Source organism: Streptomyces sp. NPDC040405, assembly GCF_055595765.1.
On record NZ_JBVIVI010000012.1, the window covers coordinates 196,104 to 209,172 of the forward strand.

Here is a 13,069-nt window from a genome sequence, read left to right on the forward strand (position 1 = left end):
GGGAACAGGTCACAGCGGTGCTGCGCGACTTTCGAGGACGGATCACGTCCCCACGCCGGACGGTGGCGAGGACGTGCGCGACGGTGTTCGCGGCTCCGGATCCGGGGCTTCGGCGGCTGCGGATCGCGGCGCGGGGCGCCCTCGGCGTCGGCTCGGCGGTCGCCGCCGTGGCGTGGGCCGGGCTGTCCCTGCCCGCCGCGGTCGTGGGCGGGCTCGCGGCGCTCCTCGCGCTCTTCACGGTGGGGGACCCGACCGTAGGGCGGCAGGCCGTCACCACCGCGCTGCTCCCGGCCGTGGGCCTCCCGGTGCTGGCGCTGGCCGCCGTGACCCACCCGGTTCCGCCCGGGCGCGACGCCGCGTTTCTCGCGGTGGTCTTCTGCGGTGTCGCGGCCCGGCGGTGGGGGCCGCGCGGCAACGCCCTCGGAATCTTCGCGTTCATGATGTTCTTCGCGGCGCAGTTCCTGGACGCCGGGTGGCGGGAACTGCCCGTGCTGGCGGTGGCGGTGCCCATGGGCGTGGCGGTCGCCGCGTTCGTCCGGTTCGGCCTGTGGTGCGTCGAGCGGCGCACGCCCGGGGCGCCCGCCGCCGCGTCCGCGCCGCCCGGCAGGCGGGGCCTGGCGCGGCCCGCCACCCGGCTGGCATTCCAGGCGGCCGCCGCCTGCGCCTTCGCGCTGGCCCTCGGCCAGGCCCTCTCCGGCGAGCGCTGGTACTGGGCCGTCGGCACCGCCTGGTGGATCTTCGTCAACACCGCCTCGCGGGGCGAGACGCTGGTACGGGGCTTCCGCCGGGTCGTCGGCACTGTCAGCGGCATCGTGGCCGGGCTCGCCGTCGCCGTACCGCTGCACGGGGCCCCGGGGCCCACCGCCGTCCTCGTCGCCGCGTGCGTCTTCGGGATCTTCTACACCGCGCCGCTGTCATACAGCTGGATGGTGTTCTTCGTGACGCTGATGGCCGGGCTGCTGTACGGCCTGCTCGGCGTGCTGCACCCCGGGCTGCTCGCGCTGCGGCTGGAGCAGACCGCCGTGGGCGCGGCCGGGGCGGCCCTGGCCGTGGCGCTCGTGCTCCCGGTGACCACCCACGCCGCGACGGACGCGTGGGTCCGGCGTGCGCTGGAGTCCGTACGGTACTGCGCCGCCGACGCCGCACGGCGGCTCGCGGGCGACCCGGCCGCGGACCCCGCGCCCCACGTCGCCCAGCTGGAGGAGGCGCTCAGCGGCCTGCGGATGTCGATCGCCCCGCTGCTGCACCCGCTCAGCCCGCTGCGCGCCCGCCGGGCCCGGGCCCGGCAGGTCATGCTGGCCCTCGACGACTGCGCCCGCCAGGCGCACGGCCTCGCCGCGCTCGCCGCCGACCCGGTGGCCTCCCACGACGTCCGGCTGACCGCGGCGTGCGCGCGGGTCGAGGCGGCGGTGAGCCGTCTGACCGCCCCCGTCGTCCCGTCCTCCGCCGCCCCCGCGCCCGCCTCCGGGCCGTCGCCCCACCACCCGGCCACGGACCGGGCGCTGGCCCATCTGCACGACCTGGAGGCCGCCCTGACGGGCCTCGCGGACCCGCTGCGCGCCCCTGTGCGGGCCTGAGGGGACCGCGGTGGCAGTTCGACCAACCGGGGCGCCCTGACGGCGCGTCCAGCGCGGAATCGTCCATTCCAGAGTCCTGTTCCGGGCCGGGCTGTTAGCGTCGGCCGCAAGCGGAACCGCTGGAGAGGCAGCACGGTGAGCACGGAGCAACGGACGTACAGGGCGTACATCGGGTCGTTCACCGAGGCGGGCGGAGCCGGGGTCACCGTCGCGGAGGTCGACCGCGGCACCGGGGCGCTGACCGCGCGGTACGCCACGGACGAGGTCGTCAACCCCTCGTATCTCGCGCTCTCACCCGGCGGGGACGTCCTCTACGCCGTGAGCGAGACGGACGACGGCGGGGCCGCCGCCTTCCGGACCGGCGGCGACACCTCCAGGCCGCTCACCCTCCTCGGCGACCCGGTCCCCGTGCACGGCGCGGCGCCCACCCATCTCGCGCTCGTCGCCGGGCATCTCCTCACCGCCAACTACGGCTCCGGCAGCGTCAGTGCCCTGCCCGTCCGCGACGACGGCGGGCTCGGCGAACCCTCGGCGGTGCTGCGGCACGAGGGCAGCGGCCCCGACCGCGAGCGGCAGAGCGAGCCGCACGCCCACCAGGTGCTGCCCGACCCGTCCGGCGGCTGGCTGCTGAGCGTCGACCTCGGCGCCGACGCGGTCTGGGTGTACGAGCCCGCCGGGCCGCGGGCGCACCGGAAGGTCCGGCTGCGGGCCGGGAGCGGGCCGCGCCATCTGGCGTTCCACCCGCGCGGCGACCGCGCGTACGTCGTCAACGAGCTGGACCCGACGGTCACGGTGTGCCGCTGGGACGCGGCGTCCGGCACCCTCGAACCGCTCGGCGAGACCCGCGTCGTCCCGCCCGGCACGGAGACCGCCACCTTCCCCTCCGAGGCGGTGGTCTCCCCGGACGGCCGCTTCGTCTGGGTCGCCAACCGCGGCCACGACAGCGTCGCGACGCTCGCCCTCGACACCCCGGGCGACCGCATGGAGCTGGTCACCACCACGCCCTGCGGCGGCTACTGGCCGCGCGATCTGGCCCTCGATCCCTCGGGCAGCTGGCTCTACGTCGCGAACGAACGCTCGGGCGAGGTCACCTGGTTCGGTCTCGACCCCACCACCGGGGTGCCGAGCCGCGCCGGTTCGATCGAGGCACCGGCCGCGTCCTGCGTGCTCTTCGGCTGACCGCTCGGCTGACCGCATCGCGCGCTGACGGCTCGGCGCGCCGGCCGCAGGGGCACTGGCCGCGGGGCGTGGGCCGTGCGCGGGGCGGCGTGCCCCGCGCGTCGCAGGCACCTCGGCCGGAGGGACGATTCAGCGCAGTCCCGAGGACGCCGGAAGCGTGATGCCCAGCGCCGCCGCGTACTTCGACAGCACCAGCTTGCCCACGGCCGGGTAGGCGCCCAGCGCCTCTGCCGCGGCGCAGCCCGCTTCCTCGGCGGCCGCCTTGGTCAGGTCGGCGGACACCTCCGGGCCGATCAGGTACGGCGCGAGCGCGAGCCGGGCCGAACCGGCGGAGCGCAGCTGCTCGGCGACGCGGACCACGGCCCCGTCCTCGTCCAGCGCGGCGGCCATCACCGGCACGGCGAGCCGCGCGGAGAGCAGCATGCCGGTGATCCCACCGGCGTCGGCCGCCTCGCCGCCGCCCACGGTGGCCAGGATGATGCCGTCCGCTGCGGTCGCCACCGTGAAGAGGCGGGCCCGGTCGGCACGGGCGAGGCCCGCCTCCGACAGCCGGACGTGCAGCCCCTCGGCGAGCAGCGGGTGCGGGCCGAGGACGTCGGTGAGTTCGGCGGCGGAGCCGCTGTTCATGACGGCGTGCCGTATCCGGCGCAGCAGCGCGTTGTCCGGGCCCGCGAGGAGCGGGACCACCACGGCCGCCGGGCCGTCGGTCGGGATGGAGGGCGGCGGAGGCATCTCCGGGATCTCCTCGCCCGCGGCCTCGGCCTCGGCGATGGCCTGCGCCGTGGCGGCGGCGTCGGCCTTGGCGGCCTCCCGCGCCTGGCGCAGCCGCTCGCTGCGGTCCTGGGCTGCGCGCGCGAGCACGGCCTCGAGCTGCGGGAACTCCTCGTTCTCGCCTTCCACGTCCACATAGCCGACGTGGGCGTCGAGGCCGGGCAGCTCGGAGCGGGCGATGCTCACGACCTCCTCGGCCAGGCTCCGGGTGGCCGGTTCCGGGGTGCCCGGAACGGCCAGCACCAGCGGCGGTGCGCCCAGGGGTGCGGCCGCGGGCTCCGGGCGGCGGTGCCGTCCGGGCTGGCGGGGACGCGGCATTCGTACAGGCAGGCCGGACGCGGGCCCTGTGGGGGAGCTCATGGCGCCGCATGTTAGTCGCTCTATAGGGTTGGCTGTTCGGGAGGGGTGCGACTGGGCGTTTTCTGTCCCCTTTTGCCGAGCCTTGCTGTTCGTTGCTGTGCGGGGGGCGAACAGAGCTGCTCGTACAGCCGATAGAGTGTTCGTAATCCGGAACAGCCGTCCCGGCCATCGGTCATGGCCGTCGTTCATCCTCGGTGACGACGCTCAGCAGCCCCGCGTCCAGCGGCAGCCGCAGCTCCCCGGCGGCGAGCGCCGCCGCGATGCGCAGGGCACCGTCCAGCGGGTCCCCGGCCGCCTCGGTGACCCGGACCCCCGGCAGCCGCGCGGCCAACTCGGCGCGCAGGGGCGCCAGCAGGGGCGCGCCCATGCGGAAGAGGCCGCCGGTCAGCGCGACCTCACCCGGCTCCGGCGTGGAGACGGCGGCGGTGCCGCGCCGGGGAGAGACCGCCTCCGCGGCCTCGGCGATGTGGCGGGCGGCGTCCCGCAGGATCGCCTCCGCGACCGGATCGGCCCCGGCGGCGCACCGGCCGACCTCGGGCGCGAACGAGGCCAGCACGGCGGGCCGGTCGGGGCGCGGATACAGTTGCCCCGGCAGCTCGGCGGCCGGGCCGAAGACGGCCTCCAGCCGGGCCAGCAGCGGCCCTGAGCCGCCCGCGCGCCCGTCGTACGCGCGCATCGCGGCCTCCAGGCCGGCCCGGCCGATCCACGCCCCGCCGCCGCAGTCGCCCAGCAGATGCCCCCAGCCGTCGGCCCGCCGCCACCCGGGCGCGCGGTCGCCGGACGTATGGTCGCCGGACGTATGGTCGTCCGGGCAGCCCGATCCGCCCGTACGGTCACCGGCCGCGTCCCCGGCCGAGGGCAGCGGCACCGCGCCCAGCGCGATCAGGCCCGTGCCCGCGGCGACCACCGCGCCGGGCCGCTGGCCGAGCGCCCCGGCATAGCCGGTCACCGCGTCGGCCGCGAGCGCGAGGCGGCGCACCCCGAACTCCGCCGCGAGCGCGCCCGGCAGCGTCGCCCGCAGATCGTCGCCGAGCGAGGCCATCCCCGCGGCGCCCACGCAGACGGCGGCCGGGCGCGACGCCCCGGCCCGGCGCAGCAGCTCATGGGCGGCGGGCAGCACCCGCTCCAGCAGTCCGGCCGCGTCGATGCCCCGGTCGCCGACGGCGGCGGGGGTGGGGGAGGCCCAGGTCAGCGGCGTCTCCGCGGTGCCGCCGAGCGGGGCTCCGGCGCACGCCACGCCCACCCGTACGCCTGATCCGCCCGAGTCGATCCCGAGTACATGTGCCGTATCGCCCACCGGCTCAGCCGAACCCGCGCGCGTCCTGCTTGAGCGCGGTGTCCACGGTCAGGGCGGTGGCCACCACGAGGCTCAGCAGCGGGTCGGGAAGCTGACGGTGGATCTGCAGGACGTAGTTGTCCGCCGTCGTGAACATGGTCTTCGCCAGACCTTCCCAGGTCTTGGTGATCCGGGCGATCTCCGTCTCGGTGTGGTCGACGATGGAGAAGTTCCAGGCACGCCAGTTCTCCGCCTTGATGGCGCCGATCTGCTGGCCGTTGACCTGTATCCCGAAGTTGATTTTGCCGATCGCGTTCTGCTGGACGATCTCGCCGACCGGCTGGCCGTCCGGGCGCTCCACCAGCACCTTGGACTTGATGAACTTGGCCGGGCGGGTGAGCACCAGATGCGGCTGCCCGGCCGCGTCCCGGATCTCCAGCTTGTGCGTCATGAACTGGTCGAGGCTCGACACGAACCGCGCGACCTTCTTGAGCGTGCTCTGACCGACCTGGACCACCGACCCGATGGTCTGGCCGTGCTGGTCGAAGACGCTGTACTCGTTGGTCAGTTCGATCAGCTTGGCCTTCTGGTTCACCACCAGCACCGGCTCGGTGAACAGCGAGCCCCCGCCGCCCGCGGTCGGGTTGACGTGCGCCTGCTGCTGCACCTGGTGCTGGACCTTGGCCGGGTTGGGGTGCGGCTGGGCAGGCTGGACGGGCTGTCCCGGCTGGGGGGCGTACCCCGGCTGTCCGCCCTGCTGCGGCGGGAACTGGCTCGGCTGCTGCCCCGGATGCGTGTGCTCGGTCCACTGGGCGCCGTCCCACCAGCGCAGCTGGTTGGGAGTGCCCTGCGGGTCGGCGTACCAGCCCGCAGGGGTGTTCGGATGTGTCGTCATGGCGGGCAGACTACCCCTCGCCCACCTGGAAAGAAGCGCTCAGGGAAGGCGCCAGTCGACGGGTTGCGCTCCCTGCTGTACGAGCAGGTCATTGGCCCGGCTGAACGGGCGTGAACCGAAGAAGCCGCGGTCGGCCGACATGGGGGAGGGGTGCGCGGACTCGACCGAGGGAAGCGGCCCCAGCAACGGCCGTACGTTGCGCGCGTCGCGGCCCCACAGGATGGACACCAGCGGACGGCCGCGCGCGGCGAGCGCCCGGATGGCCTGCTCCGTGACCTCTTCCCAGCCCTTGCCGCGATGGGCAGCGGGGCGGCGCGGCGCCGTGGTCAGCGCCTTGTTGAGCAGCAGCACGCCCTGCCCGGTCCAGGGCGTCAGATCGCCGTTGGACGGGCGCGGCAGACCGAGGTCGGTGTGCAGCTCGCGGTAGATGTTCTCCAGGCTGCCGGGCAGGGGGCGCACCTCCGGCGCCACCGAGAAGCTCAGCCCCACCGCATGACCGGGCGTCGGATACGGATCCTGCCCCACGATGAGGACCTTCACCTCGTCGAAGGGCTGCTGGAAGGCGCGCAGCACATTCGGTCCGGCGGGCAGATAGGTGCGGCCCGCCGCGATCTCGGCCCGTAGGAAGTCACCCATCGCCGCGATGCGCTCTTCCACGGGCTCGAGCGCCTTGGCCCAGCCCGGTTCCACAATTTCGTTCAACGGTCGTGCAGCCACACCGCGTCACTCTAGTGGCTCAGCCCGTGGCGGTGTGCCCTCTCACCCGGTCACGGTCTCATCCGGTCACCGCCGCTCGCACACAGAGCACATCGGGAAGGTACCGGGCGATCTGCTGCCAGCTCTCGCCCTCGTCCGCGCTCGCGTACACCTCCCCGTTGCGATTGCCGAAGTACACCCCGACCGGGTCCGCGTCGTCCGTACGCAGCGCGTCCCGCAGCACCACCCCGTAGTGCGGCTCGCCCGGCAGCCCGGCGGACCGCTCTTCCCAGGACAGGCCCGCGTCCTGGGTGCGGAAGACCCGGCAGCGGTAGTCCGGCGGATAGCGGTCCGAGCCGTCGGACACCGGGAAGAGGTAGGCGACGCCGCCGCGCCGCGGATGGGCGGCGATAGCGAACCCGAAGTCGGCGGGCAGATCCTTGCCGATCTCCGACCAGTTCTCCCCGCGGTCGTCGCTGCGGTACACCCCGCCGTGGTTCTGCAGATACAGCCGGTCGGGATCGGCCGCGTCCTGCGCGATCTTGTGCACGCACTGCCCGAACTCGGGGTACTGGTCGGGCAGGAACTCCGCTCTGAGCCCGCTGTTCGACGGAGCCCAGCTCGCCCCGCCGTCCGTCGACCGGTACACCCCGCCCGACGAGACGGCCACCGTCACCGTGTCGGCGTCGCGCGGATCGGTGACCACCGTGTGCACCGCCTGGCCGCCGAACCCCGCGCCCCACTCGGGCCGCTGCGGGTGGTCCCACAGGCTCCGTACGAACTCGAACGTCTCGCCGCCGTCCTCGGAGCGGAACAGCGCGCCGGGCTGGGTGCCCGCGTAGACCACCCCGGGCGCGGCGGGCCCGGCCGGGTGCAGCTGCCACACCCGCTCCAGCGAGGTATCGGTCCCCTCCGGGAACCGCACCGCGGGCCGGGCGGGCTCGTGCCAGCTCTCCCCGAGGTCGTCGGAGCGGAAGACCGACGGGCCCCAGTGGGAGCTGTCCGCCCCGGCCAGCAGCCGCGGCGCGCCGGAGCGGCGGGTGTCGATGCCGACGGAGTACACCGCCTGCATGGGGAAGTGCGGCCCGGTGAAATCCCAGTCCGGGCCGGAGCGGCGGCGGCCGAGGAAGAGACCCTTGCGGGTGCCGACGGCGAGCAGAACATCGTCCATGACGGACTCACTCCTGGGGGCGTAGGGGAGGTGTGGGCTGAAGGAGGGCGATGAAGGATGTGTCCGACATCAGAGAGTCTGCACCCCGCCACCGACAATGGCCCATGGAGATCCGTAGTACGAAGGGTGTCAAACTACGATAATCTTCGTACAATGTGGTTCCCGGACGACACGGCGAGGGGCAGCAGTCGTGCAGACGCAGACCACACCTCAGGCGCAGACGACGGGCCGTTCGCTGGAGCATCCGCGACGCGAGGACATCCGCCTGGAGGGCGTGCTGCACGCGCTGTCCGACCCCATGCGGCTGCGCGTCGTGCGGACGCTGGCCGACGAGAGCTGCGATCTGTCCTGTTCGGTGTTCGACCTGCCCGTCAGCAAGTCGACCACCACCCACCACTTCCGGGTGCTGCGCGAATCCGGCGTGATCCAGCAGATCTACCGGGGCACCGCCAAGATGAACGCGCTGCGCCGCGCGGACCTCGACGCGCTGTTCCCCGGACTGCTCGACAGCGTTCTGGCCGCCGTCGCCCTCCAGGACGACCGGACGGGCGACCACGGTTGAGGCGCGCGCCGCTGTGTAGGTGCTCCGCCGTTCAGTCCTCCGCGCGGGCCGCGCCCAGCAGCCCCGTCCAGTCCGGGATCTTCACCTTCGTACGCCCCAGCGCCTCCCCGAGCGTCGCCTCCGCCGCCTCGATCCGCAGCCACCCGGTCCACTCCACCGGCTCCGCACCCGCCGCCCGCAGCGCGGCGAGCGGGTCCTCGGCCACCGGCCGCGCCGCCAGGACGTCCGCGTCGGCGAGCAGCGAGGCGACCGTCTCCTTGGCGCACGGACGGTTGGTGCCGATCACCCCGGTCGGCCCGCGCTTGATCCACCCCGCCACGTACTCGCCGGGCGCGGGCACACCGCCGCGCAGCACCCGCCCCGCCGCGTTCGGCACCGTGCCCCGCCGCTCGTCGAACGGCAGCCCGGGCAGCGGCACGCCCCGGTAGCCCACCGACCGCAGCACCAGCTGCGCCCCGATGTCCTCGAAGACGCCCGTGCCCGCCACCCCGCCCTGTCCGTCCGGCGCGGTCCGCTCGAACCGTACGGCGCGCACCGCGCCCTCGCCGAGCAGCGCCGCGGGCCGCAGGAAGAAGCGCAGCCGGATGCGGCGCGGACGGCCCATGGGAGCGCGCCGCGCCCAGTCGCGCAGCACCTCGACATTGCGCCGGTTGGCCGCGGGCAGCTCCGAGGGGTCGCCGTACGCCGGGTCCAGCGCCAGCTCCTCGGGCCGTACGAGCACATCGGCACCGGTCAGCGAGCCCAGCTCGCGCAGCTCCTTGGTGGTGAACTTCGCCTGCGACGGGCCCCGGCGGCCCACCACATGCACATCGGCGACCCGGCTGTCGGCGAGCGCGCCGAGGGCGAGATGGGGTACGTCGGTGGGCCGCAGCTCCTCCGCCCCGCGGGCCAGGATGCGCGCCACGTCCACCGCGACATTGCCGACCCCGACGACGACGGCGGAGCGCGCGCCGAGCGCGAAGGCGTCGCCGGGGGCGTCCGGATGGGCGCTGTACCAGGAGACGAAATCGGTGGCGGAGTAGCTGCCCGGCAGCTCCTCGCCGGGCACGCCGAGCCGCCGGTCGGTCGACGCGCCCACGCAGTAGACCACCGCGTGGTAGAGCCCGAGCAGCCGCTCGGGCACCAGCGGCGGGGGACCGACGTGCACATTGCCGAGGAAGCTGACCCGTGGGTGCTCCAGGACCGTGCGCAGGGTGTTCTGCAGCGACTTGATCTTCTCGTGGTCGGGGGCGACGCCGTACCGCACGAGCCCGTACGGGCAGGGCAGCCGGTCCAGCACATGCACCGACACCTCGGGGACGGCCTGCTGCTGGACGAGCGCCTGGGCGGCGTAAACGCCGCTCGGCCCGGATCCCACGACGGCGACGCGAAGCACGGAGGAGCTCCTTCCGCAGGCTGTCTCCAGCATCGCACCCGGCGGGCGGCGGCGTACGGCACTACGCGCCCGACGACGAAGACGAGTGACGGAAGGCGCTCCTGGTTTACGCGAGCCGCCGACGCAAGCCGCTCACGAGGCCCGCTCAGGTGCGCCGCTCAAGCGGCCCGATCCGGTGGCCCGCTCACGCGGCCCGCCCGGGTGGCCCGCCGCTCACCCCAGCCGCCGCATCCGGAGGATCTCGCTGCTCTGCTGGGCGATCACATCGGTGGCCATCTCCTCCACCCGGACGTTGTTGCCGCCCGTGAGCACGTCCGTGGCCATGGCGATCGCGCCCCGGTGGTGGGCGATCATCAGCTTGAGGAAGAGCGCGTCGAAGGAGGCCCCCTCGGCGGCGCGCAGCGCCTTCAGCTGCTTCGGCGTGGCCATGCCGGGCATATCCGCCATCCCGCCGTGCTCGTGCCCGCCGCCCGTCGCCCCGCCGCTCGTCTTCTGCCAGCCCCGCATCGCGTCGATCTCCGGCCCCTGCGCCGCCGCGATGCGCTCGGCGATCCGTCCGACTTTGGCCGATCTCGCACGGTCGGGGGCGAGGGCGGTCATGATCAGGGCCTGCCGATGGTGCTCGATCATCATGGCGATGTACGCGCGGTCGGCGGCGTTGGGGGAGTCGTCGTCGCCCGCCTTCGCCGCCTCCTCGGCCGACAGGGTCCGAGCCGCCTCGCCCGGCCGCCCCGGGGCGATCACCGCAGGCTTTCCGTCCTTCCCCTTCCCGGTGTCCGCCCTGCCGTCCTCCGACTCACAGCCGGTGAGGGTGAGCGCTGCGGCGACGGCCGCCGCCGCGCACGCGAGGGATGCGGCGTGAAGCCTCGTACGCCGGTGCAACACCATTGCCTCCAGGGGAAGTCGGGATTTCGACGGCGACCATGGGCGCCGTCTGTTGTGGTGTACATGAGAGGCGCGATACTGCCCACGTCCAATGAACCGTTCAACTCCGAGCGGGCGCACGGGACATAAGGGAGGACGCAGTGAAGCCGTGGGAAAGATCCCCGCAGCGGCGCGGATACCTCGGTGCGGCAGTCGCCGCCTTCGGCCTGGTGGCCTCGTTGCTGGCGGCGGGCCCCGCGGCCGCGACACCGGACCCCGGTGACGCGCCGCACAGCGAGCGGGTGACGAAGGATCAGGCATCCGGCACCAGGGCCGCCATCGAGAACGGCGAGATACCCGGGGTCGACGAGATCGTTCACAGCGACAACGTCAGTCACCTCACCAACATCCCCAAGCAGGACCTGAAGGGAACCAACTCGGACCTGGCTTTCCAGGGCAAGTACGCCTTCGCGGGCAACTACGACGGCTTCGTCGTCTACGACGTCAGCAGGCCGAAGCGCCCGAAGGTCGTCAGCCAGGTGCTCTGCCCCGGTTCGCAGAACGACGTCTCGGTCTCCGGGGACCTGCTCTTCCTCTCCACCGACTCCTCGCGCAGCGACAACTCCTGCACCAGCACCACGCAGCCCGCCACCGAGAAGTCCTCCTGGGAGGGCATGAAGGTCTTCGACATCAGCGACAAGCGCAACCCGCGGTACGTCGCCGCCGTCGAGACCTCATGCGGCTCGCACACCCACACCCTGGCGCCCGACCGCGGATACGTCTACGTCTACGTCTCCTCGTACGCGCCCAGCGAGACCTTCCCGGACTGCCAGCCGCCGCACGACGGCATCTCCGTCATCAAGGTGCCCCGCAAGGCGCCCGAGAAGGCCGCGGTCATCGACTTCCCCGTCCTCTTCCCGGACGGCGGCAACCCCGGCGGCCCGGCCAACCCGGGCGTCAGCAAGACCACCGGCTGCCATGACCTCACCACGTTCCCCAAGCTGAAGCTGGCGGCGGGCGCGTGCATGGGCGACGGCATCCTCCTCGACATCGCCGACCCCGCGAAGCCACGGGTCATCGACCGGGTCGAGGACAACGTCAACTTCGCCTTCTGGCACTCGGCGACCTTCAACGAGCGTGGAAACAAGGTCGTGTTCACCGATGAGCTGGGCGGCGGCGGGGCCGCGACCTGCAACGACGCGACCGGCCCGACGCGTGGCGCCGACGGCATCTACGACATCGTCGGCAAGGGCGACAAGCGGAAGCTGGAGTTTCGCAGCTACTACAAGATCCCGCGCCACCAGGCCGCCACCGAGAACTGCGTCGCCCACAACGGCTCGCTGATCCCCGCCAAGGGCCGCGACATCATGGTCCAGGCGTGGTACCAGGGCGGCGTGTCCATCTGGGACTTCACCGACTCCGACCGCCCCAAGGAGATCGGCTACTTCGAACGCGGCCCGATCTCAGCCGACACGCTGGTCAGCGGCGGCTCCTGGTCCGCGTACTACTACAACGGCCACATCTACTCGAACGACATGGCCAAGGGCTTCGACGTCCTGAAGATCGACGACCGGCGCACGGACAGCGCCCGGTCGGTCCGGCTGCGCGAGCTGAACGTCCAGACGCAGCCCGACTACCGCTGACGGCTCCCGCCGGGCGGCTCCCCGCCCGGCGGGACACCCAGCTCCCAGTCCAGCCCATAGCGCTGGAACAGCTCCGCCCGCAGCCGCTCCGGCTCCATCGGCGCCCCCGGCAGCAGCACCGCGACCACCGCGCCCATCAACTGCGCGCGCAGCAGCCGGTAGTCGGCCTCCGGGTCCGGGGAGCCGTAGCGGGTCACCGTGTCGCGCAGCAGGGCGCCCAGCCGCTGCTGCTCCGGGCACTGGATGAACCCCTCCGCCGTGAGGATCCCCGCCATGTGCGTGCGCATCAGCCGCGGTTGGTCCCGGGCGAGCCCCAGGATCGCGTCGATCGCGCGCGCCAGCAGTTCCCGACCGGCGTCCGCACCCTCCGGGCGCGGCTCGCGCTCCAGTGCCCCGGCCAGCTCCCTGTGCATCAGCCGGTGCACGGCGGTCTGCAGCAACTGGCGCTTGCCCGGGAAGTAGTACGAGACCAGCCCGCGGGCGGCCCCCGCCCGCTCGGCGATGTCGGCGAGCGTCGTCGCCTCGTAGCCGCGCTCACCGACCAGTTCGACCGTCGCCTGTAACAGACGGGCCCGGGACCGGCGGCGCAACTCCTCATTGACCGACGGGCTGCGGGGGGACATGCTGTAACTCCTGCGTTGGCTGGCTCCGAGCCAATATACTCAGCCGGCAGGGTTGCTGTCCGACGATCTATCGAGGA

At 73.5% G+C, this 13,069-nt stretch carries 12 protein-coding genes; 4 read left to right on the forward strand and 8 right to left on the reverse strand.

Translation table 11 applies throughout. From position 1 onward, the window contains the following. The first annotated feature begins 83 nt into the window (after positions 1–83). Together ACZ59A_RS36940 and ACZ59A_RS36945 are read left to right on the forward strand one after the other, a co-directional pair. Positions 84–1,577, forward strand: a complete 1,494-nt coding sequence (locus ACZ59A_RS36940; RefSeq protein ID WP_470968069.1) for an FUSC family protein — start codon at positions 84–86, stop codon at positions 1,575–1,577. 135 nt (positions 1,578–1,712) lie between these two features. Beyond that, positions 1,713–2,756 carry a lactonase family protein gene (locus ACZ59A_RS36945; protein WP_470968071.1) on the forward strand — a complete coding sequence of 348 codons (1,044 nt, stop codon included), beginning with the start codon at positions 1,713–1,715 and terminating at the stop codon, positions 2,754–2,756. 129 nt (positions 2,757–2,885) lie between these two features. Here ACZ59A_RS36945 and ACZ59A_RS36950 read toward each other — a convergent pair whose 3' ends face one another. From ACZ59A_RS36950 to ACZ59A_RS36970, 5 genes are all read right to left on the reverse strand, one after another. Further along, positions 2,886–3,887, reverse strand: coding sequence for a hypothetical protein (locus ACZ59A_RS36950; protein WP_470968074.1), 1,002 nt, complete (start codon positions 3,885–3,887; stop codon positions 2,886–2,888). 172 nt (positions 3,888–4,059) lie between these two features. Then, the gene (locus ACZ59A_RS36955) at positions 4,060–5,184 is read right to left on the reverse strand and encodes an N-acetylglucosamine kinase (protein ID WP_470968076.1); all 1,125 of its coding nucleotides are present in this window, start codon (positions 5,182–5,184) and stop codon (positions 4,060–4,062) included. A 4-nt stretch (positions 5,185–5,188) separates the two neighbouring features. Continuing rightward, positions 5,189–6,058: an LURP-one-related family protein gene (locus tag ACZ59A_RS36960; RefSeq protein ID WP_470968079.1), complete on the reverse strand. Its 870-nt coding sequence runs from the start codon at positions 6,056–6,058 to the stop codon at positions 5,189–5,191. Positions 6,059–6,097: 39 nt separating this feature from the next. After that, positions 6,098–6,775: a uracil-DNA glycosylase gene (locus tag ACZ59A_RS36965; protein ID WP_446465098.1), complete on the reverse strand. Its 678-nt coding sequence runs from the start codon at positions 6,773–6,775 to the stop codon at positions 6,098–6,100. Between the two features lie 58 nt (positions 6,776–6,833). Then, complete coding sequence (locus tag ACZ59A_RS36970; protein ID WP_470968083.1) at positions 6,834–7,925, reverse strand: WD40/YVTN/BNR-like repeat-containing protein; 1,092 nt, start codon at positions 7,923–7,925, stop codon at positions 6,834–6,836. Positions 7,926–8,115: 190 nt separating this feature from the next. Between ACZ59A_RS36970 and ACZ59A_RS36975 the strand changes: the two genes are divergently transcribed. After that, positions 8,116–8,487: an ArsR/SmtB family transcription factor gene (locus ACZ59A_RS36975; RefSeq protein WP_470968086.1), complete on the forward strand. Its 372-nt coding sequence runs from the start codon at positions 8,116–8,118 to the stop codon at positions 8,485–8,487. A 31-nt stretch (positions 8,488–8,518) separates the two neighbouring features. Here the strand turns inward: ACZ59A_RS36975 and ACZ59A_RS36980 are convergent, their stop codons facing one another. Both ACZ59A_RS36980 and ACZ59A_RS36985 read right to left on the reverse strand, forming a co-directional pair. Further along, entirely contained in the window at positions 8,519–9,862 is a 1,344-nt protein-coding gene (locus ACZ59A_RS36980; protein WP_470968088.1) for an FAD-dependent oxidoreductase, read from the reverse strand. Between the two features lie 213 nt (positions 9,863–10,075). Further along, positions 10,076–10,747: a DUF305 domain-containing protein gene (locus ACZ59A_RS36985; protein ID WP_470968147.1), complete on the reverse strand. Its 672-nt coding sequence runs from the start codon at positions 10,745–10,747 to the stop codon at positions 10,076–10,078. A 140-nt stretch (positions 10,748–10,887) separates the two neighbouring features. On the opposite strand from ACZ59A_RS36985, the gene ACZ59A_RS36990 reads away from it, so the two are divergent. Further along, positions 10,888–12,369, forward strand: coding sequence for an LVIVD repeat-containing protein (locus ACZ59A_RS36990; protein WP_470968090.1), 1,482 nt, complete (start codon positions 10,888–10,890; stop codon positions 12,367–12,369). Here ACZ59A_RS36990 and ACZ59A_RS36995 read toward each other — a convergent pair. Further along, positions 12,360–12,992: a TetR/AcrR family transcriptional regulator gene (locus ACZ59A_RS36995; protein ID WP_470968093.1), complete on the reverse strand. Its 633-nt coding sequence runs from the start codon at positions 12,990–12,992 to the stop codon at positions 12,360–12,362. The two genes, ACZ59A_RS36990 and ACZ59A_RS36995, sit on opposite strands and share 10 nt — an antisense overlap. Positions 12,993–13,069: the final 77 nt, after the last annotated feature.